Source organism: Streptomyces sp. NPDC104367, assembly GCF_055583825.1.
In genome coordinates this window covers 194346-210117 of sequence record NZ_JBVJND010000015.1, presented here as the reverse complement: position 1 = coordinate 210117, position 15772 = coordinate 194346, and the positions used below count along the sequence as shown (strand labels likewise).

Sequence of the window (15772 nt, the reverse complement as noted above, 5' to 3'; positions counted from 1 at the left end):
TCCAAAAAGGAACAGATTTTCGATTAAGGGGTACGCTGGCTCCATGGCCACGCACCTCCAGGGCTCCCTCTTCGACCAGACCGACGAACTGCGGCTCGGCCCGCTCGACGGCGTCCACCGCACGGTGCTCGGCCTCGGCGCGTGGATCGACGTGCTGCCCGGCTGGCTGAGCGGCGCCGACGCCCTGTTCGAACAGCTGGCGGCCGAGGTCCCGTGGCACGCCGAGCGCCGCAGGATGTACGACAGCCTCGTGGACGTACCGCGCCTGCTGGCCTTCTACGGCGCGGGCGACCCGCTGCCGCACCCGATGCTCGCCGAGGCCCGCGAGGCCCTCACCCGGCACTACGCCGACGAGCTGGGCGAGCCGTTCACCACCGCCGGGCTCTGCCACTACCGCGACGGCCACGACAGCGTCGCCTGGCACGGCGACCGGACCGGGCGGGGCGCGCGGCAGGACACCATGGTGGCGATCCTCTCCGTGGGCGCGCCGCGCGACCTGCTGCTGCGTCCGCTGCGCGGCGGCGCCTCGGTCCGGCGCCCGCTGGGACACGGCGACCTGATCGTGATGGGCGGTTCGTGCCAGCGGACCTGGGAGCACTGCGTACCGAAGACCGCACGGGCCGCCGGACCCCGGATCAGCGTCCAGTTCCGGCCGCGCGGGGTGCGGTGAGGCGGGCGAGGGGGCCCTCGCTGCGCCCGCCTTGATCCACATCTGCTTTGCTGTGCTCGTCGCACAGGCTCCTCACCACACGGGACGACGAACATGGGCGCGGACGTACGCCAGGTCACGGACGGCACCTATCTGGTGCACGGCTCCCACACCAACTGGGTGATCCTCAAGGACGGGGACGCCGTCACGCTGGTCGACACCGGTTACCCGGGCGACCGGCAGGACCTGCTGGACTCGCTGGCCGAGGTGGGGAGTTCACCGCAGGCGGTGGCCGCCGTCCTGATCACCCACGCCCACAACGACCACCTGGGCTCCGCCGAGCACCTGCGCTCGGCGTACGGCGTGCCGGTCTACGCGCACGAGGCCGAAGTCCCCCACGCCCGGCGGGACTTCCTCCAGCAGGTGGCCGTGGGGGACGTACTGAGGAACGCCTGGCGGCCGGGTGTGGTGCCCTGGCTGGCGCACGTGCTGCGGGTCGGCGGCACCGAGCAGCACCCGGTCGCGGCGCCCGAGGCGTTCCCGTCCGCCGAGGGCCCGCTGGACCTGCCCGGCCGGCCGGTCCCGGTGCACACGCCCGGCCACACCGACGGCCACACCGTCTACCACCTGCCCGAGGCCGGGCTGGTGATCTCCGGTGACGCCCTGGTCAGCGGGCACCGCACCTCGCGCCTGCGGGGCCCGCAGCTGCTGCCGGACATGTTCCACCACGAGCGCGCCCGCGCGGTCGCCTCGCTGGACGTCATCGGCGCGCTGGACGCGGACGCGCTGCTGCCCGGGCACGGCCCCCTGCACCGGGGCTCCGTCAAGGCGGCCGCCGACCAGGCCCGCGAGCGCGCCGTCTAAGGTCGGGGCCATGGCACTGCAGATCAGCGCGACCAACCCGGAGCATCCCGCGCTCCTGCTCGAACTCCCCTGGGACGTCCCCCTGGAGGAGTGGCCCGAGCACTACCTCGTCCCCCTCCCCCGCGGCATCTCCCGGCACGTGGTGCGGTACGCCCGCGCCGGCGACGAGGTCATCGCCGTCAAGGAGCTGGCGGAGCGCCCGGCGCTGCGCGAGTACGGGCTGCTGCGCGACCTGGACAAGATCGGCATCCCCGCGGTCGACGCGCTCGCGGTGATCACGGGCCGCACCGACACGGCGGGCGACCCCCTGGAACCGGTGCTGGTCACCCGGCACCTGGGCGGCTCGATGCCGTACCGCTCGATGTTCGAGACGACCATGCGTCCGGCCACCATGCACCGGCTCATGGACGCCCTCGCCGTGCTGCTGGTCCGGCTGCACCTGGCCGGGTTCGCGTGGGGCGACTGCTCGCTGTCCAACACGCTGTTCCGGCGGGACGCGGGCGCCTACGCGGCGTACCTGGTCGACGCCGAGACCGGCGACCTGCATCCGCAGCTCAGCAACGGGCAGCGGGAGTACGACCTCGACCTGGCCCGGGTGAACATCAGCGGCGAGCTGCTCGACCTGGAGGCGTCGGGGGCGCTGCACCCCTCGCTGGACCCGGTCGAGTTCGGGTTCGAGATCTGCACCCGGTACGGCGAGCTGTGGCAGGAGCTGACCCGCACCTCGGTGTACCCGGCGGGCAAGTACCACTACATCGAGCGCCGGATCCGGCGGCTCAACGAGCTCGGGTTCGACGTCGCCGAGATGCAGATCGAGCACTCCTCGGGCGGCGACACCGTCACCTTCGTGCCGAAGGTCGTCGACGCCGGGCACCACCAGCGCCAGCTGCTGCGGCTGACCGGCCTGGACGCCGAGGAGAACCAGGCCCGGCGGCTGCTGAACGACCTGGAGAGCTGGATGGCCACCCAGGACGACTACGCCCCGGGCGACCCCCTCGCCGCCCGCCCCGAGGTGCTGGCCCACCGCTGGGTGCGGGACGTCTTCCGCCCCACCGTGCGGGCCGTGCCGCTGGAGCTGCGCGGTGCCATGGACCCGGCGGAGATCTACCACGAGCTGCTGGAGCACCGCTGGTACCTGTCCGAGCGGGCGCAGCACGACATGGGCCTGGACAGCGCCGTGCGGGACTACATCGACAACGTGCTGCCCAAGGCGCGCGAGACCCTGGAGCCGGTCACCCCGGAATGACCCGGGGCGGGCCCCGGGGGCCGGGGTCGCTCAGTCGTGCGGCACCACGGCGACCGGGCAGTCGGCGTGGTGCAGCACGCCGTGCGCGACCGAGCCGATGCGGGCGCCGACCGCCGTCCGGTGGGCACGCCGCCCGACGACCATCAGCTGCGCCCGCCCGGCAACCGAGAGCAGCACCTGCCCGGCGCTGCCCATCTCCAGGTGCTCGGCGACCGGCACCCGCGGGAACCGCTCCCGCAGCGGGCGCAGCGCCTCGTCCAGCGCCTTCTTCTCGTACGGCTCCAGGCCGCCGGCCTCGTCCAGCAGCTTCAGCGAGCCGGGGCTGTAGGCGAAGACCGGCGGCAGCGTCCAGGCCCGGACGGCCCGGACCGTCGCACCCCGGGCCGCGGCCGTCGTGAACGCGAACTCCAGCGCGGCGGCGCTGTCCTCGGGCCCGCCCTGCTGGCCGACGACGACCTCCCGCCCGCCGGCCTCGGCCGCGGGCCGGTCCCCGGCGCGCACCAGCACCACCGGGCGCGCGGCCCCGGCGATCACCTGCTGGCCGACGGAGCCCAGCAGGAAGCCGACGACCGGCCCGTGGCCGCGCGAGCCCAGCGCCAGCAGCTCGGCCCCGGCCGCCGCCTCCAGCAGCACCTCGACGGGGCCGCCCGTCACGACGTCGACGCTCACCGTGAGCTCCGGATACCGGCCGGTCACGGCCCGCACCGACTCGCCGACCCCCTCGGACACCCACCCGCGCTGGGCCTCCCGGTCACCGCCGAGCGCCTCGTGCGCCTCGAACCGCCAGGCGTGCACCACCCGCAGCGGCAGCCCCCGGCGCACCGCCTCCCGGGCCGCCCAGTCGAGAGCGGCGAGGCTCTCCTGCGTACCGTCGACCCCAGCCGTGATCGGGCGTGTCATGCACCGGCCTCCTCAGTGTTCCGCGTGTACCGCGTGTGCGTGATCAGTCTCGCGTACCGCGGGGTCAGGGGGCCCGTCCGGCTACCGGAGCGAAGCCCGGCGATCGAACATACGATGGGCGGGAACCGGTGCGGCGGCCGTGCTCCTCCGGGAGGGCCCGCCGACCGTAGAAGCGACGCCTCGGGGTGGGAGACGTATGGCACAGGCTGCCGACACGGCGCGGACCGTCATCATGACCGTGGACGACGACCCGGGGGTCTCCCGTGCCGTCGCCCGGGACCTGCGGCGCCGCTACGGCGCGTCGTACCGGATCGTGCGCGCCGAGTCCGGGGAGTCGGCGCTGGACGCGCTGCGCGAGCTGAAGCTGCGCGGTGACCTGGTGGCGGTGATCCTGGCCGACTACCGGATGCCGCGGATGAACGGCATCGAGTTCCTGGAACAGGCCCTGGACGTGTACCCGGGCGCCCGGCGGGTGCTGCTGACCGCGTACGCGGACACCGACGCGGCGATCGACGCGATCAACGTGGTCGACCTGGACCACTACCTGCTCAAGCCCTGGGACCCGCCGGAGGAGAAGCTCTACCCGGTCCTCGACGACCTCCTGGACGCCTGGCGGGCGAGCGACTACAAGCCGGTGCCGGCCACGAAGGTGGTCGGGCACCGCTGGTCGGCGCGGTCGTCGGACGTACGGGAGTTCCTCGCCCGCAACCAGGTGCCCTACCGCTGGTACTCGGTCGAGGAACCGGAGGGGCAGCGGCTGCTGGCCGCGGCCGGGGCGGACGGGGACCGGCTGCCGCTGGTGATCACGCCGGACGGCACGCCCCTGGTGGAGCCGGAGGCCCCGGAGCTGGCCGCGCGCGTGGGCCTGGCGACCACGCCGACGGCGGACTTCTACGACCTCGTGGTGATCGGCGGCGGCCCGGCCGGGCTCGGCGCGGCGGTCTACGGGGCGTCGGAGGGGCTGCGGACCGTGCTCGTGGAGCGGTCGGCGACCGGCGGGCAGGCCGGGCAGAGCTCGCGCATCGAGAACTACCTGGGCTTCCCGGACGGCGTGTCCGGCGCCCAGCTGACCGACCGGGCCCGGCGGCAGGCCGCCAAGTTCGGGGCCGAGATCCTCACCGCCCGCGAGGTGACCGGGCTGGAGGTCAACGGGGGCGCGCGGGTGGTGCGGTTCGCGGACGGCTCGGCGGTCGCCGCGCACAGCGTGATCCTCGCGACCGGGGTGCAGTACCGGCAGCTGGAGGCGGACGGCTGTGTCGACCTGACCGGCTGCGGCGTCTTCTACGGCTCGGCGCTCACCGAGGCCGCCTCCTGCCAGGGCCAGGACGTGTACATCGTCGGCGGCGCCAACTCGGCGGGCCAGGCGGCCATGTACCTGTCGAGGTTCGCCAAGTCGGTGACGTTGCTGGTGCGCGGCGCCGACCTGTCGGCCTCGATGTCGTACTACCTGATCCAGCAGATCAACGAGGCCCCGAACATCTCCGTGCGCAGCCACACCGTGGTGGACGCCGCGCACGGCACCGAGCGCCTGGAACAGCTCACCCTGCGGCATGTGCACAGCGGTGACCGGGAACAGGTCGACGCCCAGTGGATGTTCGTCTTCATCGGGGCGGCGCCGCTGACCGACTGGCTCGGCGACACCGTGCTGCGCGACGGGCGCGGGTTCATCCTGGCCGGGCCCGACCTGACCGTCGACGGACGGCCGCCCGGCGGCTGGGAGCTGGACCGGCCGCCGTACCACCTGGAGACCAGCATTCCCGGCGTGTTCGTGGCGGGCGACGCACGCGCCGAGTCCGCGAAGCGTGTCGCGTCCGCCGTCGGAGAGGGAGCCATGGCAGTGATGCTCGTCCACCGGTACCTGGAGCAGTCATGAGCGGGCAGCCGATGCCGTGCAGCCCGCGGGAGGTCGGCGCGCTGTTCCTGTTCGAGAAGCTGGCACCGGAGCAGCTGGGGCGGCTGTGCGCCGCGGGCCGGGTGGAGCTGTTCCAGCCGGGCCCCGTCTACACCGAGGGCTCCCCGGCGACCTGCTTCTACGTGATGATCGAGGGCACCGTGGTGCTCTCCCGGCGGGTCGCCGGGGACGACGTCGAGGTCACCCGGACCTCGCAGCCGGGCGTGTACGCGGGCGCCATGCAGGCCTACCTCGGGGACCGGGTGCGGCAGGCGTACAACAACTCGATGCGGGTGACCGAGCCGACGCGGTTCTTCGTGCTGCCGGCGGACACCTTCGCGGAGATCATGCAGGACTGGTTCCCGATGGCCGTCCACCTGCTGGAGGGCCTGTTCTTCGGCTCGAAGAACACCCAGGCGGCGATCGGGCAGCGCGAGCGGCTGCTGGCGCTGGGCTCGTTGTCCGCGGGACTCACGCACGAGCTCAACAACCCGGCCGCCGCGGCCGTGCGGGCCACGGCCACGCTGCGCGAGCGGGTGGCCAAGATGCGGCACAAGCTCGCGATCATCGCCGAAGGCCCTTTCGCCCGGGAGCAGTTGGCTCGTCTCGTCGAGATCCAGGAGCGGACCGCCGAGCGGGTCGCCAAGGCGCCGTCGCTGAGCCCGCTGGAGGCCTCCGACCGCGAGGACGTGCTCACGGACTGGCTGGAGGACCGGGGCATCGAACACGGCTGGCAGCTCGCGCCGACGTTCGTGCAGGCCGGGCTCGACACCGACTGGCTGGAGCAGGTCGCGGCCGCCGTCGGCGAGGAGATCCTGCCCAACGCGGTGGGCTGGCTCAACTACACCGTCGAGACCGAGCTGCTGATGAACGAGATCGACGACTCCACGACCCGGATCTCGCACCTCGTCGACGCGGCCAAGCAGTACAGCCAGCTGGACCGGGCGCCCTACCGGGTGGTGGACGTGCACGAACTCCTCGACAGCACGCTGCTGATGCTGTCCGGAAAGATCGGCCAGGACATCGAGGTGGTCAAGGACTACGACCGCGCGGTGCCGTCCGTCCCGGCCTATCCGGCCGAGCTCAACCAGGTGTGGACCAACCTCATCGACAACGCGGTCTGCGCGATGAAGGGCGCGGGCGGCGGACGCGGCACGCTGACCGTGCGGACCGCGCTCGACCACGAACAGCTGCTGGTGGAGTTCCGGGACACCGGGGGCGGGATCGCGCCGGAGATCAAGGACCGGATCTTCGACCCCTTCTTCACGACGAAGCCGGTGGGGCAGGGCACGGGCCTCGGCCTGGACATCTCCTGGCGGATCGTCGTGAACAAGCATCACGGCAGCCTGCGCGTGGAGTCCGTGCCCGGGGACACCCGGTTCCAGGTGCTGCTTCCGCTGACCGCCGAGACGACGCCCGAGGAAACCGAGACGCCTGTGGAGGCAGCATGAGCGAGGACACCTCGATCGACCAGGACGTCCCGCCGAGCGGGGCGGGTTGTGTGGAGTGCGACGCGGCGGGTGGCTGGTGGTTCCATCTGCGGCGGTGCGCGCAGTGCGGGCACATAGGGTGCTGCGACGACTCGCCGTCCAAGCACGCGACGGCGCACTTCCGTGACACCGGGCATCCGATCATCCGCAGCTACGAACCGGGCGAGGGGTGGTTCTGGAACTTCGAGACGAAGGAACTGTTCGAGGCCGGGCCGGAGTTGGCGCCGCCGGTGAGTCATCCCGCCGACCAGTCGGTGCCGGGTCCCGCGGAGCGGGTGCCGGAGGACTGGGCCCGGGTGCTGCGGGGCTGACCGTCGACGGGGGGTGACGGGGTCCTGTCGCGTCGGCGGCCACGGGTGCGCCGCGGCCGGTCGCGCCCCACGGGTCTCCTCCCCCGCGCTTCTTGCGAGGATGTGGGCGTGGGACAGAGATCGTTCGGTGGTCCGCTGATCGGGCGGGACGAGGAGCTGCTGCGCCTCGCCGCGGTGGTGGAGCGGGCCCGGGGCGGGCGCGGGCAGGCGTTGCTGGTGGCCGGGGACGCCGGGGTCGGCAAGACACGGCTGCTGGACGAGACGGCCGAGCGGGCCGTCGCGGCCGGGGCCGTCGTCGTCACCGGTCACTGTGTCGATCTCGGTGACGTGGGGCTGCCGTATCTGCCCTTCACCGAGATCCTCGGGGTGCTGGCCGCCGACGAACGGTACGCGGCGCTCGTCGGGGCCCATCCGGTCGTGGCGCGGCTGCTGGGCGCCGGGACGGACGCCGCCCGGGACGCGGACGCGCGGCTGCGGCTCTTCGAAGGCGTGGCGGGTCTGTTCGCCGATCTCGCCGCCGCCGCTCCGCTGGTGCTGGTCCTGGAGGATCTGCACTGGGCCGACCAGTCGTCCCGGGACCTGCTGCGGTTCCTGCTCAGCCGGGGTGTGCTGCCCCGGGGGCTGGTCGTGCTGGCCTCCTACCGCGCGGACGACCTGCACCGGCGGCATCCGCTGCGGCCGCTCCTCGCCGAGCTGGTGCGGCTGCCCGCCGTGGAGCGGCTGGAGCTGCGGCCGCTGGCGGACGCCGAGGTGCGGCGGCTGGTGCGGGCGCTTCAGGAGCGGCCGCTGCCGGACGCGGCGGTGCGGGACATCGTCGGGCGGGCCGAGGGCAACGCCTTCTACACGGAGGAGCTGGTGGCCGCGGCGGACACGGAGGGGATGCCCAGCGGCCTCGCCGACCTGCTGCTCATCCGTGTCGAGCAGTTGTCGGAGACCGCCCAGCAGGTGCTGCGCACGGCCGCGGTGGCCGGGCGCCGGGTCGGGCACGACCTGCTGCGGGACGCGGTCGGGCTGCCGGAGGAGGAGCTGGAGTCGGCGCTGCGGGAGGCCGTGGGGCGGCAGTTGCTGGCCCCGGGCGACAGGGACACGTACGCCTTCCGGCACGCCCTGGCGCGGGAGGCGGTGTACGCGGACCTGCTGCCCGGCCAGCGCTCGCGGCTGCACGGCACGTTCGCCGGGCTGCTGGCCGCGCGCGGCGGCGCGGAGACGGCGGCCGAGCGGGCGCACCACTACCGGGAGAGCCACGACCGGCCGGAGGCCCTGGCCGCGTCGCTGGAGGCGGCCGACCACGCGCGGCGGGTGGGGGCGCCCGCCGAGGAGCTGCGGCACTTGGAGACGGCGCTCGACCTGTGGCCGTCCGTGCCGTCCGCCGGGCGACCCTCGGGTGAGGGGCTGGACCCGGTGACCCTGACGCTGCGGGCGTCGGCCGCCGCGGCGCACGCCGGTGACGCGCACCGGGCGGTGTCCCTGACCCGGTCCGCGCTGGCCGGCACCGCCCAGGACGCGGATCCCGAACTCGCCGCCCGGGTGCGCTACATGCTCGCCGGGAACCTGATGACCGTCGACAACCTCGACGCCGCGTTCGCCTACAGCAGCGAGGCGCTGGCGATGATCCCGGCCGATCCGCCGTCGCGGACCTGGGTGTGGGCGGCGTCGACCCATGTGATGGCGGCCCGTCAGGTCGGTGACGACGCCACCGCGTTGCGCGTCGCGCGGCAGGCCCTGGAGGTCGCGGAGCGGATCGGCGCCACCGCGGCCCGGGCCGATCTGCTGATCTCGCTGGCCCGTCTGGAGGGCGGTGGCCGCGGCACCCGGGAGGGGCGTGAACGGCTCCGGGAGGCGAGGGAGCTGGCCCGGTCGGCCGGGGACGCGCCGGTGGAGGTCCGGGCGCTGTACAGCCTGGCCGTGGGCTGCTTCGAGACCGGCGACTTCCAGGAGTGCCTGCCGTGGATCACCGAGGGTCTGGACCGGGCCCGGCGTTCCGGGCTCCAGTCGTCGCCGTACGCCTCCGAGCTGCGCTATCTGCGGCTGCTGGTGCTGTACACGCTGGGCCGGTGGGACGAGTGCGTGCGCGCGGCCGACGGGGACGCGGTGCCCGGATACGCGAAGGGCCCGGTGCTGTACGTGGCGTCGGCCCGGGGCGAGGCGGACGCGGCCGAGCGGGCCCGGGAGCTGCTCGGGGAGCCCTTCGACGGGATGGGATGGCTGGTCGGGGGCATCGTCCTGACCGACGCGGCCGCCTGGCGGGGTGAGCCGGAGGAGGCGGTGGCGCGGATGCGGGCCACCGTGGCGCGGCTGACCGACGAGTGGGGACGGCCGCCGGACGTGACCGTGCGGCTGGCGGCGCTCGCGCTGGGTGCGGTCGCGGACCGGGCGGCCGCGCTGCGCGGCACCGGGGAGCAGGAGCACTGGGCGGCGGTCGCCGGCGAGTTGCTGGAGACGGCCCGGAGCGCGGCCGGGCGGCAGGGGCCGGAGGGGCGGGCCTGGCTGGCACGCGCCGAGGCCGAGTGGGCGCGGGCGGTGTCCGGGCCGGATCCGGCGGCCTGGGAGAAGGCGGTGGCCGCGTTCGCGTACGGCGATGTGTACGAGCGGGCCCGGGTTCGGCTGCGGCTCGCCGAGGCCCTGCTGGCCGGGGGCCGGCGGGCGGAGGCGGCGGAGCAGGCCGGCGCGGCGCGGGAGACGGCCCTGGCCCTGGGTGCCGTACCGCTGCTGGAGCGGCTCGACGCGCTGCTCCGCCCGCCGGCGGACGGTGCCCGGGGCGCGGCGGACGGCCGGGTCGCCCCGCTCACCGCCCGGGAGCGGGACGTGCTGCGGCTGCTGGCGCTGGGCCGCAGCAACCGGCAGATCGGCGAGGAGCTGTTCATCACCGGCAAGACGGCGAGCGTCCATGTCTCCAACATCCTCGCCAAGCTGGGCGCGGCGAGCCGTACGGAGGCGGTGGCGGTCGCCTATCGAGAGGGCCTGGTCACCCCGGAGCCGACGGCCCGGGGGTGACCGGGGGGCGGTTCAGCGGTCGCAGTCGAGACCCGCCAGGTCGACGGCGTCGGCCATGGCCTGCATGCCCTTGTCGTTGGGGTGGATGTGGTCGCCGCCGTCGAGGAACGGCAGCATGCGCGCGTGGTCGTAGGGGCTGCGCAGGATGCGGTCGAAGTCGGTGACGCCGTCGAACTCCCCGCTGGTGCGGATGAACTCGTTGACCTCCTGGCGGACGGCCTCGCCCGCCGGGTCCCACTCCGGCCAGCCCTCGAAGGGGCCGACGGTGGAGGCGACCACGCACTTCCCGGCCGCGTGGGCCCGGCGGACGATCTCGCGGTACCCGGCGATCAGGCCGGCCGCGGTGACCCCGGTGTGCGCCTTGATGTCGTTGACCCCCTCGAAGAGGAAGACGGTACGGACGCCGGGCTGGCTCAGCACGTCCCGGTCCAGCCGGTGCAGGGCGCTCTGCCCGGCGCCGTCGGCGAGGACCTGGTTGCCGGAGATCCCCTCGTCCGCCACGCCCTTGATCCCGGTGCCCGCCGTGCGGAGGCGGCGGGCGAGGTAGTCGGGCCAGCGCCGGTCGAGGTCGCCGGTGGAGGCCCAGCCGTCGGTGATGGAGTCGCCGAGCGCCGCCACGGCCCCGGTGGCCGGGCCGGACGGCCGGACGGAGACCGAGTCCAGGTACCACCAGGAGCCGGTGGTCCCGGTCCAGGCGGTGGCACTCTCCTCGGCGGTGTGGTCGCCCTCGGTGGTGTAGGAGGTCTGCATGGCCATCGAGTGGCCGGTGGCCGGTCCGGCCGCGTCCGGGCTGTGCAGGCTGACGACCAGGTCGCTGCCGGCGGGCAGGCTGCCGGGCAGCGGGTCGCTCCACGCGGTGGCGCCGGCGGGCACGGTGACGGTGCGGGCGCCGTCGAAGGTCAGCGGCCTGTTGGTGCCCCGCTTGAGTGCGGCGCCCTCGCTCCGCAGGCCGGCGTAGACGCTGTCGAGGGTCAGCGGCCGGTCGCCGAAGGCGTTGGACAGGCGTACCCTCAGCCCGCTTCCGGCGACGCTGGTGCGCACGACCAGCCGGTAGCCGCGGCCGGCGGTGCCCTCGCCCATCCGGTCGGCGCTGGCTCCCCAGGTGACGACGGAGTGCCGGGCGGCGGAGGCGGTCCGCGCGGGGTGCTCCCGCGGGAGGGCCGCCCGGGCGGGCCCGGTCTGGCAGACGAGGGCGGCCAGCAGTACGGCGGCGAGGCGCCGGAGGCGCGCGCGGCGGCCGGTCACCGGGAGAAGTCCTTCAGGGTGACGGAGCCGCCGGGCGCGAGCGTGACGGTGTGTGACACACCACCGAACACGACCTCCGTCCTGCGCCCGCCGACGCTGTGGATACGGACCCGGGTCGGCCTGCCGTCCCGCCAGCTCAGGTCCACGACGAAGCCGCCGCGCGCCCCCGCCCCGGTGAGCGAGCCGTCGGCGGCCCAGGCGTCGGGCAGCGCGGGCAGCAGTTCCAGGTGGCCGGGGCGTGAGTAGAGGAGCATCTCGGCGATCGCGGCCGGGGTGCCGAAGTTGGCGTCGATCTGGAAGATGCCCCGGCCCTGTTCGACCTCGTAGATGTCGAACAGGTTGGGGGCCGAGCCGTTGCCGCCGCCGCTGGACGGGCGGAGGTTGCCGACCACGAGCCGGTAGGCGTGGTCGGCGTTCTTGAGCCGGGCCCAGCACAGCGCGCGCCAGGCGTTGGCCCAGCCGAAGCTGTTCATGCCGCGGGCGGTGAGCAGGGCGGTGGCGCCCTCGACGATGTCGGCGGGGGTGGAGCCGTCGGGGCGGATCCGGTCGCCGGGGAAGAGGTTGACGAGCGGCGAGAGGTGGCGGTGGGTGGTCTCGCCGAGGTTGTCCGGGGACATCCACTCCTCCAGCCAGCCGGTCTTCGGGCTCACCACCGGCAGGTAGAGACGGTCGCGCAGGCCGTCGACGGTCTCCGCGTAGCCGGCGTCCCTGCCGAGCTCGGCGGCCGCGGTGCGGAAGTTGCCGAACAGGGTCCAGACCAGTTCCTGGGCGTAGGTGATGCCCTTGGCGTCCAGCGGTCCCTGTTCCGGTGACCAGTCGCTGTCGGCGATCAGCGCCTTCTTCCCGCTGTCCAGGGTGGTGGTGAGCAGCCGCGCCTCCCAGAACTCGCAGGCGCCCTTGAGCAGGGGGTAGATCTTCTCCAGGTGGGCGCGGGAGCGGGTGAACTCGTAGTGTTCCCAAAGGCTCTGGCAGAGCCAGGCGTTGCCCGCCGGGTGCCACCACCAGCCGCCTCCGCCGTAGGGGTTGGTGGAGACGGCGACGGTCCAGCCGGCCACCTTGCCGGTGGAGTTGCGGTAGCGGTTGCGGGAGTCCTGGAAGAGCCGCCGGGTGAGGTCCGTCCAGGACGGCAGCTGGTCGACGCAGTAGTCGGTGAAGGCGTCGAAGCACGGGGACAGGCCCAGCCGGTCCGCCGCCCAGTAGTTCATCTGGATGTTGATGTCGGTGTGGTAGTCGCCCATCCAGTCCGGGTCGTTGCCGTCCAGCCACAGGCCCTGGAGACCCGCCGGCAGGCTGTCCCGCGATCCGGCGATCATCAGGTAGCGGCCGAACTGGGCGTAGGAAGCCTCCAGTTCGGGGTCGGGGTCCCCGGTGTCGGCGCGGGCGCGGAGCCGCTCCCAGGTGTCGAGCGCGCGCTGCTCGGGCGTCGAGGTCCCGAGCGAGAGGCCGAAGCGGTCGAACAGCGCCCGGTGGTCGGCCGCGTGCGTGCGCAGCAGCGCGTCGGCGGAGTGCAGGGCGGCCCGCTCGGCCTTGGTGCGGGCCAGGGCCCGCGGGTCGAGGGAGGGGTCGCGGTAGCCGGCGGCGGCGTCCGGGGCGTAGTCGGTGCCGCCGCTCAGCACGACGGTGAGTTCCCGGCAGCCGTCGAAGTCGATGTGCGTCCCGCGCACCCGCACGCCGCCGCCGCTGCCGCGGGCGGTGACGGCGGCCCCGTACCGCAGCCCGTTGGCGAAGGACCCGGCGAAGGAGCCGGCCGTGCCGCCGGTCTCGCCGTGGGTGCCTTCGAGGGTGACGGTTCCGGTGTAGCGGCCGCCGCCGTCCTGGCTGAAGTGCGCCACGACGACGTCGTCGGGTCGGCTGGCGAAGATCTGCCGCCGGTACGTCACCCCGTCGCGGACGTACGACGTCGTCACCACGCCGTTGTCGAGGTCCAGGGTGCGGCGGTAGCCGGAGACGGCGCCCAGGTCGTGGTCGGGGATCTCGACGGTGAGCCGGGCGAGCAGGGTGAGCGAGCCGAAGTCGCCCCGGCCGTAGGGGAACTGGCCGTCGGAGTCGAGCGTGTCGTTGAGTCCGCCGGTCCACAGGGTGGCGTCGGTGACCAGCAGGAGTTCACGGCCGGGGTCGTTGCCGGCGAGGGCGCCGAGCCGGCCGTTGCCGACGGGCAGCCCCTGTCCGATCATCGACCCGTCGTCGGCGGGCGCCTGCCACCAGAGCAGGTGGCGGGCGGCGGTGAGCGGCTCGGAGGAACGCGGCGGAACGGCGGAGGCGCTGAAGGAGGGCAGCCCGGCGAGGGCTCCGGCGGCGGCGAGCGTGAGGAAGCTGCGTCTGTGCATCTCGGTGTCCTTCGGAGTCGGGGCGACGGCAGCGCTCTTACCGGGGTGACTTCGGCACGTCGATCCGGTCGATGTCCGGCGCGTATCCCGATCCGCTGTCGAAGCTGATCGTGTTGGCACCGGCCTTCAGGGCCACCGGCACGCTCACCGTCGAGACGGTCCCCCAGTCGCCGGTCGAGGGGAACTTGTGGCCGGTACCGCCCCCGGAGTTCGCCGAGACGGTGGCCGAGCGCGCGTCACCGCTGACGTACGCGACCTTCACCAGGTAGGTGCCCGCCCTGTCGACGACGACGTCGTCGAAGGTCAGCTTGCCGCCGAGGTAGAGGTTCCCGACCTTCTTCTGACCGGAGCACGCGTCGCACCCGGCGACGGACGCGTTGCCGTCGAGCGTGTTCGCGGCCGACTCGGCCTCGTAGGCGACGGCCGTGACCGCGCTGCCCTTCGGTGTCACGGTGAACAGCCGCGAGCCGTGCGCGGGCAGCGCCTGGGTGATCTTGTTCTGGTGGTCGCCGAGGTTCTCGTGGTTCCACAGGTCGCGGACCGAGGCCCTGCCGGTGAAGCCGAGGGCGGTCCAGTCGGCGGTGACGGCGGCGGGCGAGTCGGCGAGGTTGAACAGGGCGACCGTGTAGGTGCCGTCGGCGTTCTTCGCGGCCCAGACCTGCTGCGGGTCGGACGGGGTGACGGGCCGGGCCGGCGGGTTGTCGCTCTGGTCGACGCCGATGACCTCGCGGTTGGTCAGCAGGGAGAGCCCGTAGTCGTCCAGCGCGGTGAGGTCGTCGCCGGTGTACAGGGGCGACTTGGCGATGGCCCAGAGGGTGGCGTAGCTCTGCCGTTCGGCCTTGGTGAGGCCGTCCATGGCGCCGTTGCCGACGTCGAGGGAGTCGAGGTCGTTCCAGCCGCCGGGGCCCGCCCTGTCGGTCCAGGCCGGGGTGTCGTCCCAGCGGTCGTCGACCGAGTTCTCCCAGCTGACCAGGGTGTTGCAGTAGCACTCGACGTCGGTGTCGATGCGCCAGCCGTTGGAGTACTTCTTCCAGTCGGCGGCGTGGCCGATCGACAGCGACCAGGACAGTTCGAGGTGGATCGGCCGGCCGGCCGCGGTGATCGCCCGGTGCCAGGCGGCGACGTCGGCGACGTTGTCGTACTGGTCGCCGCTCTTGCCGGAGCCGGGGCCGACGCCGTCGAGCTTGAGGAAGTCGAAGCCCCACCCGGCGATCAACCGGGCCTGGGAGTCTATGTACTTCTGGGCACAGGGCTTGTCGAAGTCGATCTTGTACGAGCTGTCCCAGCCGTTGGTGGTGCGCAGGTCGTCGTAGACGACGTCGGCGGTGGTGCAGCCGTCCGCGTTCCACACGGGTGTGGTGCCGTCGCCGTACGCGCCCTTCTCCAGCCCGGCCGGGAGGTAGATGCCGGCCTTGAGGCCCTTGGCGTGGATGTGGTCGGCGACGGCCTTCATACCGCTGGGGAAGCGGGCGGGGTCGGCCTTCTGGCGGCCGTAGCGGTCGTAGCCGGACTTCCAGTTCCAGTCCATCCACCAGCCGGCGTCGATGTTGACGTACTCGTAGCCGTACTTCTTCAGCTTGCCTGCCATGGCGTCGGTCTGTTCGAGGACGTTCGCCTCGGTGAGGTAGCTGTAGTCGCCCTGGTCGTTGAGGCCCGGGTACTTGGACGACTGCATGCTCCAACTCGTCCAGCCCATGTACGGCTTGGCCGCGACGGGCGTGGGGGTGCCGGCCTCGGCGGCGGGCACGCCGGCCGCGAAGGCGGCGGTCAGCGCGAGCACGAGGACGGCTCTGAGCCCGCGTGCGGGCAGGGCGGAGTACGAAGGTGACCGCATGGGTCCTACCTCCTGGGTTCG

The 15772-nt window shown here is 73.6% G+C and carries 11 protein-coding genes; 7 read left to right on the top strand and 4 right to left on the bottom strand.

All coding sequences use genetic code 11. The annotated features are described in order from the left end of the window. The first annotated feature begins 43 nt into the window (after window positions 1-43). The 3 genes from ACZ619_RS23725 to ACZ619_RS23715 all read left to right on the top strand — a co-directional run bounded on the left by ACZ619_RS23725 (window position 44) and on the right by ACZ619_RS23715 (window position 2759). Window positions 44-670, top strand: coding sequence for an alpha-ketoglutarate-dependent dioxygenase AlkB (locus ACZ619_RS23725; protein ID WP_469602236.1), 627 nt, complete (start codon window positions 44-46; stop codon window positions 668-670). A gap of 93 nt (window positions 671-763) precedes the next feature. Further along, window positions 764-1513: an MBL fold metallo-hydrolase gene (locus ACZ619_RS23720; RefSeq protein ID WP_469602233.1), complete on the top strand. Its 750-nt coding sequence runs from the start codon at window positions 764-766 to the stop codon at window positions 1511-1513. Between the two features lie 10 nt (window positions 1514-1523). Then, window positions 1524-2759 carry a DUF4032 domain-containing protein gene (locus ACZ619_RS23715; protein ID WP_469602230.1) on the top strand — a complete coding sequence of 412 codons (1236 nt, stop codon included), beginning with the start codon at window positions 1524-1526 and terminating at the stop codon, window positions 2757-2759. 30 nt (window positions 2760-2789) lie between these two features. Here ACZ619_RS23715 and ACZ619_RS23710 read toward each other — a convergent pair whose 3' ends face one another. Next, entirely contained in the window at window positions 2790-3659 is an 870-nt protein-coding gene (locus ACZ619_RS23710; RefSeq protein ID WP_469602227.1) for a universal stress protein, read from the bottom strand. A 196-nt stretch (window positions 3660-3855) separates the two neighbouring features. Here ACZ619_RS23710 and ACZ619_RS23705 point away from each other — a divergent pair, with 196 nt between their 5' ends. The 4 genes from ACZ619_RS23705 (at window position 3856) to ACZ619_RS23690 (ending at window position 10345) form a co-directional block, all read left to right on the top strand. Further along, entirely contained in the window at window positions 3856-5532 is a 1677-nt protein-coding gene (locus ACZ619_RS23705; protein WP_469602225.1) for an NAD(P)/FAD-dependent oxidoreductase, read from the top strand. Beyond that, complete coding sequence (locus ACZ619_RS23700) at window positions 5529-7001, top strand: ATP-binding protein (protein WP_469602222.1); 1473 nt, start codon at window positions 5529-5531, stop codon at window positions 6999-7001. The genes ACZ619_RS23705 and ACZ619_RS23700 overlap by 4 nt, the downstream gene beginning before the upstream one ends. After that, window positions 6998-7351 carry a UBP-type zinc finger domain-containing protein gene (locus ACZ619_RS23695; RefSeq protein WP_469602219.1) on the top strand — a complete coding sequence of 118 codons (354 nt, stop codon included), beginning with the start codon at window positions 6998-7000 and terminating at the stop codon, window positions 7349-7351. Before ACZ619_RS23700 ends, ACZ619_RS23695 begins: the two co-directional genes overlap by 4 nt. A 108-nt stretch (window positions 7352-7459) precedes the next feature. Next, on the top strand, window positions 7460-10345 hold the full coding sequence (locus ACZ619_RS23690) for a helix-turn-helix transcriptional regulator (RefSeq protein ID WP_469602216.1): 2886 nt from the start codon (window positions 7460-7462) through the stop codon (window positions 10343-10345). A 12-nt stretch (window positions 10346-10357) separates the two neighbouring features. Here ACZ619_RS23690 and ACZ619_RS23685 read toward each other — a convergent pair whose 3' ends face one another. The 3 genes from ACZ619_RS23685 to ACZ619_RS23675 are packed head-to-tail and all read right to left on the bottom strand — an operon-like array spanning window position 10358 to window position 15751. Then, complete coding sequence (locus tag ACZ619_RS23685) at window positions 10358-11590, bottom strand: SGNH/GDSL hydrolase family protein (RefSeq protein ID WP_469602213.1); 1233 nt, start codon at window positions 11588-11590, stop codon at window positions 10358-10360. Further along, the gene (locus ACZ619_RS23680) at window positions 11587-13917 is read right to left on the bottom strand and encodes a glycosyl hydrolase family 95 catalytic domain-containing protein (RefSeq protein WP_469602210.1); all 2331 of its coding nucleotides are present in this window, start codon (window positions 13915-13917) and stop codon (window positions 11587-11589) included. Before ACZ619_RS23680 ends, ACZ619_RS23685 begins: the two co-directional genes overlap by 4 nt. Window positions 13918-13954: 37 nt before the next feature. After that, window positions 13955-15751, bottom strand: a complete 1797-nt coding sequence (locus ACZ619_RS23675) for an alpha-galactosidase D (RefSeq protein ID WP_469602207.1) — start codon at window positions 15749-15751, stop codon at window positions 13955-13957. Between the last annotated feature and the right edge of the window lie 21 nt (window positions 15752-15772).

Excerpts from the sequence above, each read along its gene's own strand:
- ACZ619_RS23680 (WP_469602210.1), bottom strand. The coding sequence starts at position 13,917 with ATGCACAGACGCAGCTTCCTCACGCTCGCCGCCGCCGGAGCCCTCGCC.
- ACZ619_RS23675 (WP_469602207.1), bottom strand. The coding sequence starts at position 15,751 with ATGCGGTCACCTTCGTACTCCGCCCTGCCCGCACGCGGGCTCAGAGCC.
- ACZ619_RS23725 (WP_469602236.1), top strand. The coding sequence starts at position 44 with ATGGCCACGCACCTCCAGGGCTCCCTCTTCGACCAGACCGACGAACTG.
- ACZ619_RS23715 (WP_469602230.1), top strand. The coding sequence starts at position 1,524 with ATGGCACTGCAGATCAGCGCGACCAACCCGGAGCATCCCGCGCTCCTG.
- ACZ619_RS23700 (WP_469602222.1), top strand. The coding sequence starts at position 5,529 with ATGAGCGGGCAGCCGATGCCGTGCAGCCCGCGGGAGGTCGGCGCGCTG.
- ACZ619_RS23710 (WP_469602227.1), bottom strand. The coding sequence starts at position 3,659 with ATGACACGCCCGATCACGGCTGGGGTCGACGGTACGCAGGAGAGCCTC.
- ACZ619_RS23695 (WP_469602219.1), top strand. The coding sequence starts at position 6,998 with ATGAGCGAGGACACCTCGATCGACCAGGACGTCCCGCCGAGCGGGGCG.
- ACZ619_RS23705 (WP_469602225.1), top strand. The coding sequence starts at position 3,856 with ATGGCACAGGCTGCCGACACGGCGCGGACCGTCATCATGACCGTGGAC.
- ACZ619_RS23720 (WP_469602233.1), top strand. The coding sequence starts at position 764 with ATGGGCGCGGACGTACGCCAGGTCACGGACGGCACCTATCTGGTGCAC.